Annotated in this window: 17 protein-coding genes and 2 pseudogenes; 8 read left to right on the forward strand and 11 right to left on the reverse strand. The window is 61.9% G+C overall.

Features of this window, described 5'->3' with window-relative positions; translation table 11 throughout:
• Nucleotides 1-24: 24 nt before the first annotated feature.
• Complete coding sequence (locus tag ABLE86_RS12605; protein ID WP_348779312.1) at nt 25-1,593, reverse strand: ABC transporter substrate-binding protein; 1,569 nt, start codon at nt 1,591-1,593, stop codon at nt 25-27.
• Between the two features lie 29 nt (nt 1,594-1,622).
• Nucleotides 1,623-2,555, reverse strand: a complete 933-nt coding sequence (locus ABLE86_RS12610; RefSeq protein ID WP_348779313.1) for a MurR/RpiR family transcriptional regulator — start codon at nt 2,553-2,555, stop codon at nt 1,623-1,625.
• Nucleotides 2,556-2,669: 114 nt separating this feature from the next.
• Here ABLE86_RS12610 and menC point away from each other — a divergent pair, with 114 nt between their 5' ends.
• From menC to ABLE86_RS12625, 3 genes are all read left to right on the forward strand, one after another.
• Nucleotides 2,670-3,803, forward strand: coding sequence for an o-succinylbenzoate synthase (gene menC, locus ABLE86_RS12615; RefSeq protein WP_348779314.1), 1,134 nt, complete (start codon nt 2,670-2,672; stop codon nt 3,801-3,803).
• A 29-nt stretch (nt 3,804-3,832) separates the two neighbouring features.
• On the forward strand, nt 3,833-4,558 hold the full coding sequence (locus ABLE86_RS12620; protein WP_348779315.1) for a GNAT family N-acetyltransferase: 726 nt from the start codon (nt 3,833-3,835) through the stop codon (nt 4,556-4,558).
• Between the two features lie 631 nt (nt 4,559-5,189).
• Nucleotides 5,190-6,602 (forward strand): DUF3300 domain-containing protein, encoded by a 1,413-nt coding sequence (locus ABLE86_RS12625; RefSeq protein WP_348779316.1) that lies wholly within the window; start codon nt 5,190-5,192, stop codon nt 6,600-6,602.
• A gap of 39 nt (nt 6,603-6,641) precedes the next feature.
• Here the strand turns inward: ABLE86_RS12625 and ABLE86_RS12630 are convergent, their stop codons facing one another.
• The 3 genes from ABLE86_RS12630 to ABLE86_RS12640 all read right to left on the reverse strand — a co-directional run bounded on the left by ABLE86_RS12630 (nt 6,642) and on the right by ABLE86_RS12640 (nt 9,877).
• Nucleotides 6,642-7,838, reverse strand: a complete 1,197-nt coding sequence (locus tag ABLE86_RS12630) for an acetate/propionate family kinase (protein WP_348779317.1) — start codon at nt 7,836-7,838, stop codon at nt 6,642-6,644.
• Between the two features lie 219 nt (nt 7,839-8,057).
• Nucleotides 8,058-8,747, reverse strand: coding sequence for a MarC family protein (locus ABLE86_RS12635; RefSeq protein ID WP_348779318.1), 690 nt, complete (start codon nt 8,745-8,747; stop codon nt 8,058-8,060).
• Nucleotides 8,748-9,100: 353 nt separating this feature from the next.
• Entirely contained in the window at nt 9,101-9,877 is a 777-nt protein-coding gene (locus ABLE86_RS12640) for a hypothetical protein (RefSeq protein ID WP_348779319.1), read from the reverse strand.
• A gap of 783 nt (nt 9,878-10,660) precedes the next feature.
• On the opposite strand from ABLE86_RS12640, the pseudogene ABLE86_RS12645 reads away from it, so the two are divergent.
• The 5 genes and pseudogenes from ABLE86_RS12645 to ABLE86_RS12665 form a co-directional block, all read left to right on the forward strand.
• A pseudogene (locus ABLE86_RS12645) lies at nt 10,661-10,989 on the forward strand (GntR family transcriptional regulator); the annotation flags it as partial.
• Between the two features lie 393 nt (nt 10,990-11,382).
• The gene (locus ABLE86_RS12650) at nt 11,383-11,592 is read left to right on the forward strand and encodes a PqqD family protein (RefSeq protein ID WP_348779320.1); all 210 of its coding nucleotides are present in this window, start codon (nt 11,383-11,385) and stop codon (nt 11,590-11,592) included.
• Nucleotides 11,589-12,056: a lasso peptide biosynthesis B2 protein gene (locus ABLE86_RS12655; RefSeq protein WP_348779321.1), complete on the forward strand. Its 468-nt coding sequence runs from the start codon at nt 11,589-11,591 to the stop codon at nt 12,054-12,056. The genes ABLE86_RS12650 and ABLE86_RS12655 overlap by 4 nt, the downstream gene beginning before the upstream one ends.
• Entirely contained in the window at nt 12,049-13,065 is a 1,017-nt protein-coding gene (locus ABLE86_RS12660) for a hypothetical protein (RefSeq protein ID WP_348779322.1), read from the forward strand. Before ABLE86_RS12655 ends, ABLE86_RS12660 begins: the two co-directional genes overlap by 8 nt.
• Complete coding sequence (locus ABLE86_RS12665; protein ID WP_348779323.1) at nt 13,062-14,102, forward strand: nucleotidyltransferase family protein; 1,041 nt, start codon at nt 13,062-13,064, stop codon at nt 14,100-14,102. The genes ABLE86_RS12660 and ABLE86_RS12665 overlap by 4 nt, the downstream gene beginning before the upstream one ends.
• Nucleotides 14,103-14,836: 734 nt before the next feature.
• On the opposite strand, the gene ABLE86_RS12670 is transcribed toward ABLE86_RS12665, so the two are convergent.
• The 6 genes and pseudogenes from ABLE86_RS12670 to ABLE86_RS12695 all read right to left on the reverse strand — a co-directional run bounded on the left by ABLE86_RS12670 (nt 14,837) and on the right by ABLE86_RS12695 (nt 20,655).
• Nucleotides 14,837-15,082, reverse strand: a complete 246-nt coding sequence (locus tag ABLE86_RS12670) for an acyl carrier protein (RefSeq protein ID WP_348779324.1) — start codon at nt 15,080-15,082, stop codon at nt 14,837-14,839.
• Nucleotides 15,079-15,681 carry a GNAT family protein gene (locus ABLE86_RS12675; protein WP_348779325.1) on the reverse strand — a complete coding sequence of 201 codons (603 nt, stop codon included), beginning with the start codon at nt 15,679-15,681 and terminating at the stop codon, nt 15,079-15,081. Before ABLE86_RS12675 ends, ABLE86_RS12670 begins: the two co-directional genes overlap by 4 nt.
• Nucleotides 15,678-17,129, reverse strand: coding sequence for a class I adenylate-forming enzyme family protein (locus ABLE86_RS12680; RefSeq protein WP_348779326.1), 1,452 nt, complete (start codon nt 17,127-17,129; stop codon nt 15,678-15,680). Before ABLE86_RS12680 ends, ABLE86_RS12675 begins: the two co-directional genes overlap by 4 nt.
• 421 nt (nt 17,130-17,550) lie before the next feature.
• Nucleotides 17,551-17,658: pseudogene (locus ABLE86_RS12685) on the reverse strand (IS6 family transposase); the annotation flags it as partial.
• Nucleotides 17,659-17,807: 149 nt separating this feature from the next.
• On the reverse strand, nt 17,808-18,887 hold the full coding sequence (locus ABLE86_RS12690) for an AI-2E family transporter (protein ID WP_348779327.1): 1,080 nt from the start codon (nt 18,885-18,887) through the stop codon (nt 17,808-17,810).
• A gap of 85 nt (nt 18,888-18,972) precedes the next feature.
• Nucleotides 18,973-20,655, reverse strand: a complete 1,683-nt coding sequence (locus tag ABLE86_RS12695) for an arylsulfatase (protein WP_348779623.1) — start codon at nt 20,653-20,655, stop codon at nt 18,973-18,975.
• Nucleotides 20,656-20,748: the final 93 nt, after the last annotated feature.

Here is a 20,748-nt window from a genome sequence, read left to right on the forward strand (position 1 = left end):
GGTCCTCCCTTGCCGCGGTCGCGCCTACTCCTTCACCTCCATGTCCATTATCGCCACCGTGCTGATGCCAGGCGCATTGATCTCTTCGGGCATGACCAGGCGGTCCTTGTTGTAGGCGACCGCCTGGACTGGCTGATAGATCGGCGCCATCGGGAACTGGGTCAGCACATAGTCATGATAGGTGGTGAAATTCGCCACGCGCTCCTCCATGTTTTTCGAGCCGGTCATGGCTCTTGCGCGCAGTTCTTCCGCCTTGGGGTCGTTGAACATGGAAACGTTGGGATAGCCGAGCCGGTCGGCGCCGAAGAACCAGTCGACGATGTCGGCATTGTCCCAGTTATAGGAACGCACGGCCAGTTGCTGGTTGCCGGTCTTGTACTGGTCGCGGATCATCGAACTGTCGAAGGTGGTGATGTCGGCTTCGATGCCGACCGCCTTTAGTTGCGCCTGGATCACTTCGGAGAGGCGGCGGAAGATTGAATCCGACTGAGTCCACAGGCTGACCTTCAGGGGGGCGCCGTCCTTGGCCCTCACGCCGTTTTCACCCATCTGCCAGCCGGCCTCGTCCAGCAGCGCATTCGCGCGGTCAGGATCGAAGTGGATCCTGGCGCTGTCAGAGACACGGCTTTCCGGCAAGGCCGAAATCAGGAACGTGTCGGCCACGGATCCGATTCCCCCGAAGACCGATGCCAGTATTTCTTCCTGGTTGATCGCCTTGGCCGCCGCCTCGCGCACGCGGATGTCGTCGAAGGGGGCCTTCGTCACATTGATCGGCATGTAGTAGACGTCCTCGCCAGGCATGGTCAGGACGGCGAGGTTCGCACTCTTCTCCACCTCGGTGGTGAGGTCGGCGGGAACGCTCAGCAGAAGGTCGACGCCGCCGGTCTTGAGTTCCAGCAGCGCCGTCGAATCCTCGGCGATCTCGCGCAGCGTCAGCTTGGCGATCTTCACCGGCCCGGCGTTTTTGGCCAGAGACGGACCCCACTTGTAATCGTCGTTGCGAACAAGCACCGTCTCCTGGCCGATCGTAAAGCTTTCCAGCTTGAACGGTCCGGTGCCATACACCTCGGTCACGCCGAAATTCTCGCCGAGCGCGGCCCTGGACTCCGGTTCGACGACCGACATGTAGCTCGAAGACAGGTTGTAGAGCAGGTTGGGCTCCGGCCGCGCCATCACGAACTTCACCGTGTCGCCGTCGATCACCTGAACCTCGGCGATCGCCTCGCTCATATAGGCGTTCTCGCTGGCCTTGAACTGTTCCAGCCAGGCCTTGACCGCACCGGAGTCGAACGGCTTGCCGTTGTGGAATGTCACGCCCTTCTTGAGATGAAACGTCCAGGCCATGCCGTCCGGCGCTTCTTCCCAGCTTTCCGCAAGCCAGGGGTGATAGGACAGGTCCGCTGCCTGGCTCACCAGGCGGTCGAAGATCAGCACGGTCCCGCGGCCCAGATTGTTGGCCCGGATCGGATCCAGCGTCGGTATCCCCACTTCGCTGTTGGGAGCGACGAACACTGCCTCCTGGGCCTGGGCGGCGAAGATCGCGACAAGGCTGACGGAGGCTGAAATCAAGGTCTTGCGGAAGGGAAAGGTCATGGCGTTTCCTCTGTGTTGGAACCTGTGGTTCACTTTTTGCCCGGACTGCGCCCGGGAACGATATGGCCGACGAACTCGTCGTAGAGGGCTGAAACGCGGGCAATCCTGGTTTCGACGTCGGCCCCCAGCTCGCGAAAGACGCCATTCACCATCAGCCCTATCAGGGAGGACATGGCCGAGGTGGCGTCCCAGAATTGATTGAGGTCGGTCGGCACGGCGAACAATTCGGTGACGACGCCGGGCGCCCAGTCGCAATAGGGATCGGTGATCAGCGTCACCGGAATCTCCTCGTCTCGCGCGGCCAATGCCAGATCGTGCGTCAGGCGCGAATAGCGCAACCCATCGATCAGGACGAGCGTGGTCTCGGCCGCTTCTCCCAGCAGGATTTCCGCGAAATGGCCGCCCGCGACATCTGCCAGATGCACGCCTGGCCGTAGATACTGCAGGTTGTGGGCCAGTTCGACAGCGTGGCCGCGCTCCGTCTGGAACCCCGCGATGAAGACCGAGCGCCGCCGCGCCAGCCGCTCGATCGCCGCCTCGAAGGCCGGCGTCGCCGCAAGCTCGTATACGGTGACAAGCGCGGCAATCTCGCGTTCCAGCGCCCGCGCGAGTTCCGCCCCGCCTTCGCGACTGCGGCGGTGGAAATCCTTCAGCCGATCGCCGATGAGCCAGGGCTTGTCGCCCAGATCCGCCTGGAGGCCGGATTTCATGTCCTTGAGATGGCGGTAGCCGATGGAGCGGCAGAACCGGCCGACAGAGGCCTCGGAAACCCCCACCTTGCGGGCAAGCGTCGCCGCGGTCTCGAATGGCAGCGACGACTGGTTGGCCAGCAGATAATGCGCCAGCGCGCGCTCCGAAGGCGTGCCGCCTTCCACGGCTGCGGTCAGACGGTCATGCAGATTGCCGTCAAAGGCGGTCCGATCGGCCGTACCGTTAGATTGCGCCTCCTGCGAGCGGCCCACCGGCTCTCCCCTCCCGTGTTAGATGAACTTAGCGTGACAGGAATCTTTCACCTCGTCAACAATGCAAGTAAACTGTAAAGATGCTTCGGAAGCGCACTGCTGAGGATGCCCGCCATGCCCGATTCCACGTCCACCCGCCTGCCGCTTCGCATCGACGGCGCCGAATTGCGCCTGGTGCGGCTGCCGCTGGTGAACCCGTTCACCATCGCCACCGGCACGATGACCGAAAAGATTTTCCCGCTGCTGATCCTTCGCTCGGGCGGGCTGGAAGGCTACGCGGAGGGCGTGATGGACACGCTGCCCGATTATCTGGAAGAGACGGTAACCGGGGCGATTGACCTTCTGGCGACCGTGCTTTTGCCGCAGGTTCTGGGTAAGGCGTTCCCCCATCCGTCATCGCTGGCGCGGGCTCTCGAGCCATGGCGCGGCAACTTCATGGCCCGGGCGACGCTGGAGATGGCCTTCTGGGACCTGTGGGCCAAGGCGCTTGACATGCCGCTCCAGACCGCGCTCGGCGGCGAGGGCGAGGCGGTGGACGTCGGCGTCTCGCTTGGCATCGCGCCGATTGCCGCGACGCTGGACAGCGTCGCCGCCCATGTGCGGCAGGGCTACAGGCGGATCAAACTCAAGGTGAAGCGCGGCCACGACATCGCGCTCCTCAAGGCCGTTCGGCAGGACTTCCCGGACGCCCATCTGACCGTGGATGCGAATTGCAGCTATACGCTGGCTGATACCGACCTGATCAGGCGAATGGACGAATTCGACCTCGACTACATCGAGCAGCCGCTGGCCTGGGACGACATCCACGATCACGCCACGCTGCAATCGCGCGTCCGCACGCCGATCTGCCTAGACGAATGCATCCGCACGGTGGAGCACGCGCGCAAGGCGCTGCAAGCGGATGCGGCACGGGTGATCAACATCAAGGTTGGGCGCGTCGGTGGCCATGCGGCGGCGCGCGCCATCCACGATCTGTGCGCAGCCTTCTGCGTGCCGGTCTGGTGCGGGGGGATGCTGGAATCGGGAATCGGCCGGGCGCACAACATCCACCTCTCGACGCTGCCGAATTTCACAAAGCCCGGCGACACCTCCTCGGCCAGCCGCTATTTTACCCGCGACATCATCGAGCAGAAACTCGAAGCCCGGGACGGAAGGATGCCGGTGCCCGAAGGTCCCGGTATCGGCGTGACGCTAGACCGGCATTATCTCGCCACCGCCACCTTGTCGCGGCAGGAATTTCGGTCATGAGCGGCGTTGTCCTGCGCGAACTGTCCGGCATGGCGGAATTCCGCGCTGCCGAGGCGCTTCAGCGTGAAGTCTGGGGTCAGGGCGACCTGCCCGATCCGGCCGATTTGATGATGGTAATCCAGGCCGAGGGCGGCCTCGCCGGCGGCGCCTTTGCGGAGGGGCAGCTTCTCGGCTACGTCTTCGGCTTTCCGACACGCGACCCTTCGATCCAGCATTCGCACCGGCTGGCCGTACGGCCGATGGCGCGCGGCGCTGGCCTCGGCGTCCGCCTCAAGCGGTATCAGCGCAGTTGGTGCCTGGCGCGGGGCATCACCCTGATTCGCTGGACATTCGATCCTTTGCGCGCAGTGAACGCCGTCTTGAACATTCATCAGTTGGCGGCGACCTCGAACACCTATCTCGAGGATTATTACGGCGAGATGGAAGGGATCAACCGCGGCCTCGCTTCCGACCGGCTTCTTGTGGACTGGCACCTCGATGCGCCGGTGGTCGCCGCCCTGGCGCAGGGTGGGCAGCGCCCTGTGCAGCCAGCCACAGCGCTACCGCTTTCCCTTCCCAAAGACCTCGAGCAACTGACGCAAACGGCGCCTGACCAGGCCCGCGACCTGCGCAACCAACTACGCGCTCTGTTGCAGACGGCATTCGCAAACGGGCGCTCGATCGTTGATTTCGACAGGAACGAACGGTGCTATCTTCTGGCCGAAGAGCAATCGAGCACGGCTGAGGATTCCAGCCGGAAAGCGATCCGGCTGTAAGGGATGACGTCAGGTCAATCTGATGACGTCATGCCTTGGGAAGGTAGGAAAGCTCGGGCCACCCCGGGCACCGCATTCCACTCCGCGATCGCCCCGTGGCGGTGTAGGGCGCCTCTAGGAAACTATCACTGATCCCCAGTTGACCTGACATCACACCTCTTATGTGCTTCAAGAAACGGCCGCTCTGCGCCGATTGTTTCCGAAAGAGGACCGACAGAAATCGGCACTAACAGCCCGTCCGCAACGCGCCCATGTTGGACATAGAGGCGAACTTTGCCAACGCACGGAAGCAGACGCCGCTGGTCACGTTGCTGAAGGCCGCAGCCGCGCCAGAATCGGCCTAATGTGGCTGTCCTCCAACCTAACATTCGCGTCGCGGGAAGAGGAAAGAGCACGGAAGGTGAGATGATCCGCCGCCGGCCGAAAGCGCAATGCACGCTGCACAACAATGCGACGCTGGAACTTTCCAGCAGGCCCTCGCTACGCCGTGGGCAGACATGGGGGATACACCCGGGGACTTCACCTTGAAGTGCTGCTTCTGTGATCCCTCACTGATTGTCGATTCACGAAGCCGCACTAATGTTGATACGACAGTTAGCAAGCTGGCTTCGCGGCCAAGATCGAGGTCGTCATGACACGCTGGCGTTGGGTTTTGGCGGCTACCTCATTTACTCTTGTCGCCGCATTTGTAACGCTTCCCGCAACTCATGCACAGCAACAGACGGGTGCTGCAAACGCGCCAGGAGGCACGCCCACCCCGGCCCTGCGCACCGCTGACGAGTTGAAGGTCCTCGTCGCTCCGATCGCGCTTTATCCGGATGAACTGGTCGCCGTGATCTCGCAGGCAGCTCTCTACCCGCTTCAGATCGTCGAGGCTGAGCGTTATCTCCAGCAATACGCCAAGGACAAGAGCCTTAAGCCTAAGGCAGACTGGGATAGCAGCGTCATCTCGCTGCTCAACTATCCTGAGATCGTCAAGCAGATGAGCCGGGATCTCGATTGGACCCAGCAACTGGGCAGCGCGATTGTCGATCAGCAGAAGGATGTGTTGGTCGCGATCCAGCAACTGCGCCACGAGGCGGTTGAAAAGGACATCATCAAGTCGGACGACAAGATCAAGGTGACGGAGGAAGAGAACAAGGTCATCATCCAGTCAGCGATCCCAGACAAGATCTATGTGCCGCAATACGACCCGGAAATGCTTTACGTGGCTGAGTACCCGGCACAACCGATCTCCTACTATCCCGAAGCCTATCCCGACTATTGGTACCCGACGGCTCCCTTCTTTGCCGCGGCGGTCACCGGCGCAGCATGGGCGGCCGCCATCGACTGGAACGACTGGGGTGTCTGGGGCGGGCGCTGGGGCAACGACATTGATGTCGACTGCAACCATTGCTTCAACAATCGCGACTTCAACGGCAAGGTGAACTTCAACGACATCGACTGGCGCAATGTCGACCGGTCGAAGATCAATATCAACCGGGATCAATCCGCCAAGTTCAGCCAGGCGAACATCAGGAACAGCTTGGAGCGCAATGGCGCGAACAACGTTGGCAATCGGGCCGCCAACATCAGGAACGAGCGCAAGCCAGCGGCATCCCGCAACGCTGGCAATGTTCGGAAAAGCACGCTCGAGGGTTTGAAGGGCCAACCCGGCCAGCACAAGGCAAATCTCAACAAGCAGAACGTCAACAGGGCCAAAGCCAAGAGCGCTGGCGCCGCGAAGGCGACCGCCCACAAGCCCAACGTCAAGACAGCGTCCAACGTCAACCGGCCTTCCGCGAAAGCGAGGCCCACAAGTGGGGCGCATAACCGGGCGAAAAAACCGTCCGGCGTGAGCAACCCCCGTCATGGCAAGATGCAGAACGTGGCTTCAAATCGCGGCGCTCACGCGATGCGAGCCGCTAGCCATGGCCGCCACGGCATGACCGCGTATCGCCCTCGTCACCAGATGGCCGGTGCCCGGCGCGGTGGTGGCCAAGCCATAGGTCGCGGCGGCTTTCGAGGCGGCGGCGGCTTTCGTGGAGGCGGGCGGCGGCGCTGAAACCTTGCAAAACGTGACTAGGTCTTCTGTCACGAGCCCCTACTTTGCACCAGAGGTGTCTTTGCTGATCACTTCCAGTGTGTGCCGCGCGATCATCAGTTCTTCGTCTGTGGGAACGACGAGCAAGACAATGCGGCTGGAACTGGTCGAAATCGCCAGCCTTCCCTCTGCATTCGCCACCGGGTCAAGCTCGGCCCCCAGCCAGGCAAGGTTTTCGACAATGCGCGCGCGCATCAACGCCGAGTTTTCTCCAATGCCGGCTGTGAAGACAAACGCATCAAGACCATTCAAGGCTGCGGCGAGCGTGCCTGCATAAAGCCCGACACGGTAGACAAAATAATCCAGGGCGAAGGCGGCTTGCGGACTGTCGCTTTCCAGCAGATCACGGACGTCGCTGCTGATGCCGGAAAGGCCCTTCAGCCCGCTTTCGCGGTATAGGAGATCCTGAATCTCTGTCGCCGTCATCCCCGTTTCTGTCATGAGGTAGAGGATCACGCCCGGATCGATCTGACCGCAACGCGTTCCCATCGGCAGCCCGTCGAGCGCGGTAAATCCCATCGTGGTTTCGATGCTGCGCCCCGCGAATATGGCACACATTGAGGCGCCGTTTCCCAGATGGGCGACGATCACCCGCTGGTCAGCAATCTTCGGGGCCACTTCGCGGAGCCGCGCGGAGACATATTCATAGGATAGGCCATGGAAGCCGTAGCGCCGCGCACCTCGACCATGGAAGCGCCGAGGGAGTGCATAATAGTCCGCTACGTCGGTGTGGCCTCGGTGGAACCCGGTGTCGAAACAGGCCACTTGAGGCAAGTCGGGGCGACTCTGCAGCAGCATGCGGATCGGCTCCAGATTGCCGGGTTGATGGAGGGGAGCAAGAGGAACGAAGCGTTCCAGATTTCGCAGGACGCTTTCGTTCACCCTTAGGGGTTGGTCATGATCCGGTCCTCCTTGAACCACGCGATGCCCGACGGCGACAAGATTGAAGCCCTGCCTCTCGCTCAGCCAGGTTCCCGCAAGTTGGGCGGCGGCGGAAAGGTCGGGTATATGATCGTGCGAATAGCCCTGGTCTATCAGTGGCACCCCGTCCACCCCTAAGGCGCGCATGCGCGGCGAGGTGCCGACGCCGTCCACGAGCCCCTTGACCAACCGCTGCAAATCGCCTGCTGCGGCGACGCCGAACAATTGGAACTTCAGGCTTGATGAACCCGCATTGATGACAAGGACCGTTTCCATAGCAACCACGTCACCATCATCACCGCCGCGCCTCAGCAAAGCCCTCGCTATTGCGCATGAGGTAAGCCCCTGCGGACGTAACTTCTATGCTAGCATAAGTTCCCAGACGTCCCGGAATAATACCGCATCGACGATACATTCGAGCCGGATGGAGTGGGCATTTGCCACCTTAAGCGGGGGCATTGTTGCCGTGCCATCCAGTTCGCACCAACTCAAAGTCTAGATACGGCATCCTGTGATGACACCAACCATGCACAGACTGTGCAGGATTATCTGCAAGCCAAGGGCAATTTGGGTAACGCCGAGAACGACGGCAAACACTTGAAGCGCGGTGCCAACCCATCTCAAAATCGACTCGGCGAACAGCATTGCGACCCAGTCAAGCAGCAAGATGAGGGCGACGATCGCGCCTACCCGAAACTGTGAGTGGTACTGCTCCCCTGCCAGGGTCGCAAACACGATCACTGCGGCAACCCCGTAGGGTGTGACTATTATCGGAAACGCCAGTGGAGTGAGGGCATGCCCCAATTCTGCGGGCGGCTGGTCCTCGTTCGAGCGCTCGACGGCGCCCGACGATTGTTGCAGTACGGTTCCCAGGGCGACCAGAAACAGGACAATGCCTCCGGTCATCGCGAGCACAGGCACTGAGATTTCGAAGCCCTCCAGCAAGTTGCGGCCTAGCATGACGGCAATTGCCAGCGCAGCGGCCGAAAACAGAATGGCCCTCGTGGCGAGCCGCCGACGAAACACGGAATCGGCTTTGTGCGACATGTTCACGAAGGGCACCAGGATCTTGACCGGTCCAAGCATCAGAAACAGCATGAAGAAGATTTTGCGTGCTCCGAACTCCGGCGGCGGCGCCGAGATCGCAAGGACCAGTTCCTGCGCGAAGGTGGGGATCGGGAACATGATGACAGCGATACACACAAGGAACGGTACATTGAGCTCCGCTGGCGCCCGGTGCGTCGGATGCGACGCGCAGCGCTCCCTCTTTGAACGATAGCTCCGAACCCCACCGAGCATCCGGTTCACCCATCAGGCCTAACGCGCCGCGATAATCGGTCTTTCCTAGAAGATCGCCGCAGGCACCTTGTTCCGCCGCTTCGGCGGCATCGAGGGGATTCCTAGTGGCTCGCCGAATAGTCGAGCGTGGGCGGCTTCCAAGCCCCTCCCAAGGCCACATGGACAGCATCTTTCCTGTCTTGTTCGCTGTTTCATCTCGCGTCGCGTTCTCGATCGCTTGGCGCAGTGCTGGATCCCATTTACTCGGATATTGCGGCAATGCTGGCGGCCGCATCAATCATCGGCTGTTGGTCCACTTCAATGGCCCCGGCTCCCGGCCTGTCGAGGTCCAGTATCAGGACTATGACGCAAGTGACCAGGAAGCCCATGACGTAGACCGGTATCCGAGAGCGCCGGGCTTTAAGACCGCTTGCGTAACCTGCGAACCCGCTCGCGACGATGGCGATTCCGAAAAGTGCCAATTGCACTATGTTCGGCACGCGACTGCGGTGCGCGGCCAGCCGTCTTGCTTGGTCGTCGATCATCCCATTCAGGGCCTGGATGAACAGGCCTGAGGGTATCATCCCGCGATCGGATGCGGCCATCGCCATTGCCTGTTGCCAGAGTTTCTCTTGGATCGCATTCGACTTGTCGATCTCCGCCGCCCATTCGGCTTGTGTTGTTGAACGCGTGGTGAGATCGAGCCGGATGTTCACGTAGTCCCGCAGCAGGTCCAATACTTCCTTGCGATGCGGTTCGGGTAGGAGGCGCGCGCGCAAGGCTGTCGTAGTGATTGCATTGGCTTCGGCCAACACGGCAGTTCGTCGAGCGTCAAAGCGCGAGAGCGCCGTGGCAAACGTGAAGGCCACTACCAGTGCCAGCAGACCGATGACCGCGCCTTCCAGTGTGGGAACGTGATCGTCGCCCTGGTCACCAACGCGCGCACCAAGCTGACGACCGATCTCGATCGCGGTCAGAATTGCGAGGATGCCAACCAGAAATATCGTTGGAAGCGAATAGTCATACAGATCGACCATGAGACAACTCCCGTCAGAATGGGTCATCCCGCTCTATTGGAACGTCTAGCCCGCTTGATCGCAAGTGCCTCCGTCCCGACATTGAATTGAACTATTCCCTCCCATCTTGTTCAAATTCGTGTGGACTGAGATAGCTCACCAGGCCAGCATGGTTGTTGGCGAATCCACGGAGCATCAGTGCTGGTTCAGCCTGACTACCCGGGACTTGTCGATCTGTCATGCAGTGGCGGTGCGGGTGATTGCGCTTCGGCGCCGATGCAGTGCTGAGGGACTGGTCGATCAGCCCGGAGACGTTGAGAATCTCGGCCCCCTCAGCTTGCGAAGGTCTAAAGCTTCCACGTGCGAAGCTAACGGCAGCTTACCGCGATGTGCACCCCGAAACCGGACGGTCCGCTAGCGGCCCCCAAGCTGCCGGGCGGCAGCGCGCCCGATCTCCGCCATTCGGCAATAAGTCCGACACTCCCAAAAGCGGACGTTCATGGGGTGCGCTCGCAATATCCAAATCGCGCCCCCAAAATCGGCCGTTGAGCACATCGGTGGAATACAGCAAGCGGAAGCCCTCGCGACCACATGCGCACTACGGTCGTACCAATGCGCACGCGAATGACGTTTAGCGCAACAGGTCGGACGACGCGACTGACCTGAACGCAGCCTCGATTTTACCCAAAGCGCTAAGCGAGGCGCGCGACTGGTGGAGCAGCCTTGCGGATGAACATTCTTGCCGTTTACATCTGTCCCCAAACGATTTGAGGTCGCGAACCGTGCAGAAATTCTACTTACGCGCTGGAGAAGCTGCGCGAGCTTCTGCAGTCCGACGAGGTAAGCGCGGACGGCAAATTGCCGACGGAATGGGTGCTTTCCGAGAGGCTCGGCGTTGGACGCCGCGACATCCGGCGTGCCCTCGAGGTTCTGGAGGCGGAGGGCCGTGTCTGGCGTCGCCAGGGGTCGAGTACTTGCGCTGGTCTGCGGCCGGACTCGGCGCAATCGTCGCCGGGACGGATTTCCTCGAGATCATGGAAGTTCGTCTGCGCATCGAGCCGCAGATGGCGCAACTGGCGGCCCTCCGAGCCAAGGCTCCCGATGTCGAGCGTCTGTACGAACTTGTCGGCAAGTAATGGGGATGAAGATAACGGCTGCTATGGTGCGGCAGTTCGAAGACCATTCGAGCGGCTTTCGAAGAGGTCGAGCTTCTTGAGACCTGGCGCCGCACGCGGTTCCGGGGAGCGACCAGCCATTCTGGCGTCCTGGAATCGTCAGCGGGCATCGGTCCTGCCCAGAGCACCCGACACGGCAACAAGCTTCGCGCATCACCCGATGCCGGCCATCTTGCACAAACTGGCTGCATGCGGCATCGTCTGCAACCATGCTTGAACTCTTGGCGACGGGATGACGCAAAGGAGCCGCAAGTGCCAACCCCCACAGCCTTACTCACCGTATCGTCCGCCACACGACTGGCTCTCCCGTCACATGTCTCGTTGCAATCGCTCGGCGAGGAGGACGGAGGCGTGCTGCTGAGGATCGATACCGGCGAGATGTACACCGTCAATGACACCACGCTGAGCTTCCTGCAGGAACTCGACGGCGAACGCAGTGTCGCCGACATTGCCGGCCGGATGGTTGACGCTTTCGACGTGGAACCAGCAATTGTGCTGGCTGACCTGATCGAGGTCGCCAACGGGCTTGCTGCCGAATCCCTGGTCGTCATCGCCCAATGATGCCGTTTCCCTCCGCACGGTTGCCATTCAGATGGAACCTGTGGATCGCCGCAAGGCTCATGCCGGTATTTGCAAGAAGGCGGCCGCTTGGCGAAATTCTCAAACGCGCAACGCCCGATCCGCAGACGCGCGCCTATGGCGACATGGCGCCCGGTGAGGTGATCGCTGCGGTGAAGGCCGTCGTCGCGCGGCCCTGGCGGATGCGGCGGCGGCGATGCCTGCGCGAGGGATTGCTGGCCTTTCACTATCTCGCCCTGAGCGGCCAAAGGCCCGTCCTGCATTTCGCGATCGTGCCGAAGACGGCGCTCACAACCCGGCCGCGCGCGCATTGCTGGGTCAGCCTTGAAGGCCAGACGGTCATGAATCCGCCGCAAGTACCCATGCTCGAGCTCTTCTCCTATGACGGGCGCACGGCTGCGCCCGCGCAACAAACGGTACAACTGGCGAGCCTAGTTCATGACTGAAGCAGCCATTCTGCTGGATTTCGTCGGATCGCGTTTCAAGGTGACTGCGGACGCCGGGTCTTGGATCGATAGGCTGCGCCAGGCCTTTGGGGGCTTTGTTCGTGACGACGCGGTCACATCACCCGATTTCGAATTGACGATCCGCGAAACCACCAGCCCGGCCTGGGCCGGCGGATTGCCTCTGACCTGGGAGGGCCAACTGCCCGACGGCCATATGGGACGTGTGTTCGAGTCCGACGGATCGGCCGTGCTCGAGGTCGACGGCGGCGGCGTCCTTGTCATCGACCATCTCGAACGCAAGGCCCTCGCCGAGTTCCGGCCGGGGAGCCATTCACATTTCTTCGGCTCCGCCGTCATGCTCGTCACCGACGCTGCACTCATGGCCACAGGCCAGCATATGGTTCACGCCGCCTGCCTGATCGAGAAGCGGTCCGGGCGGGCGGCGCTCGTGTGCGTTCCATCGGGAGGCGGCAAGACGACGACGGCGTTGGCGCTTGCCCATGACGGGTACTCGCTGATGACCGACGACGCCAGCGCCCTGATCCCCGATGCCGCCCGACCGCATGTCTGGGGATTTCCTCGGCCTCTCAAGGTTCACCGCAGAACCGCCGAACTGCTGCCGTGGCTTGGGACATTGCCGGACTGCTGGGACGAGAATGGGGAGCAAGGCTTGCCACTCGAGGGCCTTGCGGGTCGCATTGAGGTGGCAACTGGGCGAGAACCGGTAGAATTGGCCGCCATCTTCCTGCTTGGGCCACGCTCGACAGGCGGACACGCAATAGCGCCGCTGCCGAAGTCGGAAATGCTGTTCGCCATCGCACATGACAACGTCGCCTGGCGCCCCGCCGGCCTGGTTCCCAGGGCGATCAGGCGCTTCAATGCCTTCGCCCAGATGGTCGCACAGGTGCCGACCTTTGTCATTTCAGCCGGGACGGAGCTGGCAACTTTGCCGGCCCTGGTTGCCGCGGCGATGGACCGTTCCACGCAGCCCGGGAGGAATTTGCCATGACGAGCAAGCTCGAGGCTTGGCTGGCGAGGCTGTCCGATCCGAGCGGCCCCAATCCGCAGTGGTCGCCAGCACCTTTTTCGGACACCGAACTGGCGCTGTTGCCCAAAATCCTCGACGCCGCGGGACGCCACAACATCCGCCCCGGCCTGGTCCGCAATCTCGGCCTGCAGTTGCGAATGGCGCCAGAAGCCTTCGTCTCCGGAGAGCCCGCACGCAGCCGCACCGTAATCGATGCGCTGATGGCCCGTGCCAACGATCTGCGGCTGCAGGATGTTGCGCGCGCAGTCTTGCTTTCCAATGCCGCACGCGAGATCCTAACCGATGTGGCCGAATCCGCGCTGCCCGTCGTCTTGATAAAGGGCGTCGACTTGGCGGAGAGCGCCTATGGCGGCCTGCACGCCCGCACGTTTTCCGACATCGATTTGCTGGTGAGACCGCAGGCAGAAGAGGCGCTGGGCCAGATTCTGGCGAGCCACGGCTTCACCGCCCATCTGCCGAGCAAGAAGCGTGTCGAACATACCGAACGGCAATGGACGCGTACCGACGCGCATGGTGGCGTCATCCTGGTCGAGGTTCACACCGACCTTGTCCATGCACCGGAACTGCGCGCACGCCAGACCCTGACCTACGACCTCTACGCGGCCCCCGCAGCAGGAGGAGCAACGCCCGCCGCCAAGCTGGTCCTGTGCGCCCTGCATGGCGCGACGTCGCACCTGTTCGGCCGGCTGCAATATGTCGTCGACGGCCTGATGGTGGCACGCAGCGGCGTCGATCCCACCGAACTCCGCCAACGCACCTTGAGGTCCGGCGCCCTGTTGCCGGTCGCCACGATGCTCCGTCTTGCCCACAGGCTCTATGGCTGCGAGCCAAGCCATGCGCTTCTCGGCGCGCTCGGGCCGGTCCCCTGGGCCGGGCTGGAACAACTGATGATTACTCCAGCCATGGTTCTGTCGGCCAAGAGCACCCACAGATGGCGGCTGCTGCCGCAACGCTACATGTATCGGCGGCTGTTGCGCATGACTGGAAAACCTGCGTGAAGCGTTGCCACGCGCTGTTCACGGCGGAAGCCGTTCCCCAGGCTACTGCTGCAATGCGCGCTTTATTTGCCCCCCAAAAACCACAGGCGTTCTCGCGCGCTGGCGAAGGCCTGATGTCCAGCCTCGATGACCAATCTTGACGTTACGTCATTGCTTATTGTAAGTTGGGAATACAGGTAAGCATATCCTTTGGTTTAGTCTGAATCTGATCTGGAGGGAACCCCATGAAACGCGTCTATAGCAAACCAGTCTTGGTCAAATCAAAGATCACGCTGCAGGCTGTTACTGCAGGTGGCAAGGTTACCGGCGTAAAGGGAAAGTAACTGCAAGCCTTGAACTCCGCCCGCCGCGTCTCATCGGACAGCGGCGGGTGCGACGTGCGGCGCGCGCCCCCAAAAAGCCATGGTCTCCGGGTGCCGACGTCCTCGCTGTCGCGCTTTCTCCTTTGCGAAGGCCTCACATATAAAAAAGCGCTGATGGGTTCGGAGCGCGCACGCGCGAACGTTCGTCAGGCGCGTGATGTGTGGATCACCAAACGTCAGCCGAGCATGTGTCTTGAGCCGCATCGCCCTGGCCCAAGGCCATAACAGTAAGCCTGGACCCCGCCCGCCCGCCGCATCTCACCGGACTGCGGTTGGTTTGGTGTGCGCCTGGAAGGCGCGGCATCAGCGCACAATGAGTGGATTTGGTCTGGTACTGTCGCTACCTGAACAACATGTGAGTATCAGAACTCGCTATTTGGCCGAAGTTTTTCCCGCGAGCGCCAAGGCCACGTCGCTAATCGAACGCATCGTCGCAATGCGTTCGCTGTCGAGCAGCCGTCCGGTTTCCGCTTCGATCGCCAGCAGAATCTGCACATGCGTAACGCTGTCCCACGCCGGGATCGTGTCGACACTGCCGTCAAGCGGAATTGCCTCAACCGGAAGTTCGAGCACCCCTGCCACCAGGGCGCGGGCTGCTTCGAGGTGTGTATCGCTCATGCGGTGTCCTCGCGCTGGTGTGATTTCAACATTTTTCGCCCATCGAACCACTCGGAACGCAGCAGCCCGAATCCGAGTTGATCGACGAGCGAACCATCCAACAATACGAAGCTTTCGCGCATCGCCGCTTCGCGCCTGAAGCCCAGCCGCTGATAGTTGTACAGCGATGCGAAGTTGCGGGCATTGACCCATCCGGTTGCTCGGTGCACGCCAAGGCGCTCGAAGCAGTCCCCCAGAACCGCCTCGCGCACCTCGACGACGGCGCCCTTGCCCCGCCAGCCATGGTCCGCGATCAGCACGCCGAAGGTGATGTTGCCCGTCGAGGGCTGATAGGCGACCATATGCATCCCGATGGGTTCGGTGGCACCTTTAGGCCAGATGCCGTGGCCCATACGATCCTTGCGCGCGAGTTTGCGCAAATGCCGCCACCAGCGCCACATCGTCCAGCCATCGGACTTCCATGCCAAATCCGAAAAGGCCTGGCGGTCGCTCGTCCAATGCAGGGTCCGCCGCGCAAAGGCGACAGGCTCGATGGGCCGCAGCACGAATCGCTCGGTGGCGAGTTCAATTGCCTTGATCGATTTCGGATGGCTTGTCATATCTCCTGTCCATTGGCCGCGGAAAGGCAGGCGTTCCTGACGACGTCACGATTGAGCTTGCCTCGATCAGTTCGCGGCAAGGCATCGAGGATGAAGAGGCGCGATGGCATCGCCTCGCGGCGGACGCGCGTCTCGCACCAGACGCGGATTGCCTCTGCGTCGATAGCCGCATCGGGCTCGGTCACGATCGCGGCCGCAACCGTTTCGCCGCTGAGAGGATCGGCCAGCGCAAAGGCGCAGGCCTCGATGACGCCAGGGTGACGCTCCAACAGTGCATCGATTTCCTCCGCCGGTATCTTGATACCGCCGCGATTGATCTCGTGCTTGCTGCGGCCGACGAGACGCAGCACCCCGTCGCCGTCGATCTCGCCTATGTCGCCAGTGAGGAACCAGTCACCCGACAAGCTCTGGGCGGTGAGATCGGGGCGGTTGAGATAGCCTGTCATGAGGCTGGGCGAATTCACCGCCACCTCGCCACGCCCGTGCGCTGCGAAGCTGCCGTCAGCAAGACGAACCCGAAATGCGCCGCCCCAGGGCCGACCGACGATGCCGTCGCCAAGGCCGCCTTCTTCGGCGCTGCGGCCACCGATCCAGTTGGCCGTCTCGGTGATCCCATACATGTTGACCACGCGATTCGTTCCGGTCCAAGCCGCGATATCCGTCCACAGCGATGCCACCAACGGCGCCGACCCGACATGCACGCGCCGCAATGTGCCGCGTTTCGGTGGCGGCGAAAGCTTGAGTGCGACGCGCCACAGCGACGGGACCGAACTCATGAAGGTTACACCATACTCATCAATGACCTTGCCCAACGCATGCAGCCCGGTCGGGCCCGGCTCCGGCCAGAGGACCAGCCCGGCGCCGGCGGCAAGTGCCGTCAGCGTGTTGCCGATGAGCCCATGGCCAAAATGCATCGGCAGCACGGTGAGTGCGAGGGCAAGGTCTTGGCGGCCGATATGCGCGACATTGAGCGCGAGCCTTGCCTGCACCGCCCGATGCGTCAGCATCACGCCCTTGGGGCGGCTGGTGGTGCCGGAGGTCATCATGACCAGGGCCAGATCGTCGAGCCGCGCCATCGATCGGACGGGCGCCGCAGCCTTCGTCACGAACTCCGCCGGCGCCAGGGTGGTGACCCCATCAGGGGCCGCATGGCCGATCCAGGCGCGCGGCGCCGTCGTGTCGCGCACGATGCAGCGCTCCTCGCGCGTGATGCCATGGGAAACGACCACAGCCGCTGCGCCGCATGACCAGACCGCCAGCAGGTCGACGAGCAGGGCGGCACCATCACCATGGGCGAGGACGACGAGGTCGGCGGAGGTTACGTACGCTTCGCCAAGCTCCCTGACACGGTTCCAGACCGCATTTTGCACAGCCAGGCGATCGTAGCGGCGTCCGCAACGATGGTCGATCAGACATGCACCAGTGGCCAGATAAGAATCGATGGTCAACTATTGTCTCCCGAAGACTCCTGCGGTGAACAGCGCTGCCAAGTTTTTCCTACGATGAAATCGTTGGTCTACCACTCCATCGCAACTGCAAGACGGAACCGGACAATTGCTTTTCCCCAGTTTCAAATGCCGATGTCGTGCCTGGCGTGATTACTAAGTTCGATGAGCCGCACGCTTACATGAACATGACTTTGGAGGCCGCCAGCGCGTCATTGTTGGCATAATTGAAGCGATGAGGGAAGGATCCTTCATAAGCCCGCCGATGGATCTGTAACCGGAGGTAGCCGCAGCGCCCACTGACGTTCTTCCGGGAAGGTCAGAATCATCGGTAAAAAGGCAAGCTGGTTCAAAAACTCAACGGAAAACCAGGGTTCTGTTGCAACGGCTGAATGGGAGTGCAAAAAGGCCGGCCCGAGGCCAATTATGCGGCAAGAATTTCGAACTGCTCGGCCAGGGACGGATTCGGATTGAAGGCGTATCTCGCCTGTCGTTTGCGCATCATATGAACCATCTCGATGCCGGACATTAGGCGACCTTGCTTGCGCAGGGCGAACGGCAGATCTGCGCCCGATCTCGGCCATTCCCATCCGCGTCGCCACTTCCTGAAAGCTGACATCGCTGGATGAACGCTGCAGGTCGCGGACGCTCCACGAACGGCAATGGTTCAGTACCGCTCCATCACTCCGGGCCGGGCAGGCTGCCATCGACGTCGTCACCTGAGCTTGCCAGGGACTGCCGCCTCGCGAACCGCAGGATCACGCCCAACGCGGCCGCGGCCGGTATCGCCAACAACAAGCCGATGAAGCCGAACAGCCATCCAAACGCGAACAGTGCAAACATCATCCAGACCGGGTTGAGTTTGACGCGGCGACCGATAATACGCGGCGACAGGACGTAATCGGCAAGCATTTCTCCAGCAATAAAGATGCCCCCGACGACGGCGACCGGCAGCCAGTTCGGCCAGAACTGGGCCAACGCAACGCACACGGCCACGAAGAAGCCGGTGGCGGCTCCGAAATAGGGAACAAAACTGATGAGGCCCGCGGTGATCCCTATCAATATCGCATGGTTGAGGCCGGTCAGCTTGAGAGCTGTTGCATAGAGCACGGCGAGAACGAGACAGATAACGATCTGCCCGCGCACAAAGCCGGCAACCCTCTCGTGAATCTCGCGCCCAAGCGCACGAACATGGACGCGGTGCGCCGGGGGAAACCAGCCATCGACGGTCGCAAGCATGCGGTGCCAGTCAATAGCCAGATAAATGGCGATGACCGGCGTGACGACGAGCAGCGAAACAAGGTGGATCAGGGCCAGTCCGCCCGACCATGCCGAGCGAAGGAAGCCATCAAGCCAGGCGCTGCCCATCGCTCGCGCGAACTCACCGGAGGATGGCTCGATATGAAGTTCATCACCCATGATGCGGCGCAGCCAGGGGCGGCTTGCATCGGTCATGAGCGACTGTAGCCGTGCGACATAGCGGGGAAACTCCTCGATAAAAAATCTGAGTTCGCCAATGATGGCCGGGAGCATCACCAGGAAAGAGGCGATAAGACCCGCAAACAGCGGCAGGAAGACGATGAGAGCGGCAAAGGAGCGACCAATCCCAAACCGCTCCAATCTGTCGACTGCCGGAACGAGCAGATAGGCGAGCAATGCGCCGACGACGAACGGCAAGAGGATTTGGTGCAACAGCACCAACGCAAGCAAAGCGACAGCAGAGACCGCAATCCAGAACGCGGCTGGTTGCGCAAATCTCATCGAGTCTCTCCGCCTGCACCCCGGCGCTCCCTCCCCCGCAAGCGGGGGAGGGCTGGGCCACCGGATGCCTCATTTATCGGGTTGGCTAGTCGCTCGGGTGGTTCGCCAGGGATTTCTTGACCTGATCGAGGATGCCGCTGAGATTGTAGCTCTCGGGGGCTTGCAGCGGCGGGAACTTTTCGTAGGTCTCGAGGTGGCGGAGCCACAATTGCTGGCCGATCGGCAGCATGTTCCAATCGTACTGGAACGCCGTCGCCGGAGCGCCCAATGCCCCGCCAAGGCTCATCGCCGACTTCTGATCGATGCCGACCGCCTGCTCGAATGGGTCGCGCTTGATGTTCTGCACCAATGTGAAGTGGAACGGGACCAGCGGCAGTATCCATCCCTGCGGTCCCGGCTGCGACATGGTGTAGTACATCTTCCAGTTCTTGTAGCGCACCGCGGAGGGCGTCGCCCCTGAATAGTAGAAGAAGAAGTCACGTGCCGATTTCGCGGACGTTCCCTCCAGCAAGTCGCGCTGGTCGAAGCCATCGAGCGTCGTCTTGACGATACCGGGATACTGGCCCGCCTCGATCTGCTGCTTCAGCCCATCCCCCTTGGGGCCGCCGGCGATGTCGACCAGCGTCGGCACCCAGTCGAGGGCGGCGAACAACTGGTTGTTGATGGTGCCAGGCTTGATGACGCCGGGCCAGCGGATCACCATCGGCGCGCGGTAACCGCCCTCCCAGGCCTCGCCTTTCTGGCCCTTGAAGGGGGTAACCCCGCCATCCGGGAAGCTGATGGCCTCGGCGCCGTTGTCGGTGGTGAAGACCACGATGGTGGTGTCGAGTTGGCCCATGTCCTCCAGCTTCTTGAGGACGACGCCGATGTTGTCGTCCATCTGCTTCATGCCGGCTTCATTGACGCCCCAGTCCTTGCCGCCGCGCTCGCCGACCATGGCTTCGTATTTCGGCGACAGCACCGTCACCACATGCATGCGGGCCGGGTTGTACCAGACGAAGAAGGGCTTGTTGGTCTTCTTCGGGTCGTTGCGGTCGAGGAAGTCGACGACCTTGTCCGAGATTTCCTCGTCCACCGTCTTGGAGCGCTCAAGCGTCAGCGGCCCCTCGTCGGAACACATCTGGTTCTGCTCCGTGCCGTTGGCGGATTTGCATGACAGCACGTTCCGAGGTGGGGTGAGGCAGGTCGTGGTCTTGGCGTCCACCGCGCCCGGCACCTCCGCAATGCCGGGGATTGGCGTGTTGCGGCACGGCGGGGCGACGGTCTGGGTGTTCGGATTCTTGTTGATGTCCGGGAAGCTCACCTGCTGCATGGCATCAAGGTGATAGAGATAGCCCCAATATTCCTGGAATCCGTGCGCCGTTGGAAGCGCTGCGGTGTGATCGCCCAGGTGGTTCTTGCCGAACTCGCCGGTGGTGTAGCCGAGATCGAGCAGGAACTTGGCCAGCGCCGGTGTGCCGGGCTGCAGAAAGGATGGGCTGCCGGGCAGTTGTGGCGGGATCATGCCTGTGCGCAGCGGATACATGCCGGTGAAGAAGGCGTTGCGACCGGAGGTGCAGCTCTGCATGGCCACATAGTCGGTGAACATCGCCCCTTCCTTGCCGATGCGGTCGATGTTCGGCGTTTCGCCGACCATCACGCCGCGATGGTAGATGCTCGGCTGCATCCAGCCGATGTCGTCCCCCATGATGAACAGGATGTTCGGTCGCTGGGGCGGCGGCTGCTGCGGCGGCTGTTGCTGTGCCTGGGCGAGGGACGCGGTGGCCATCGCGGCCGAGAGCAAGGCGGTGCCGCCGATCAAGGCGGCTGTTGTCAACATGCGCCTGAGGCGGGGCCGTTCATCTGTGGTCTTTGAGAACGC

Source organism: Mesorhizobium sp. KR2-14 (assembly GCF_040049255.1).
Lineage (GTDB): Bacteria > Pseudomonadota > Alphaproteobacteria > Rhizobiales > Rhizobiaceae > Pseudaminobacter.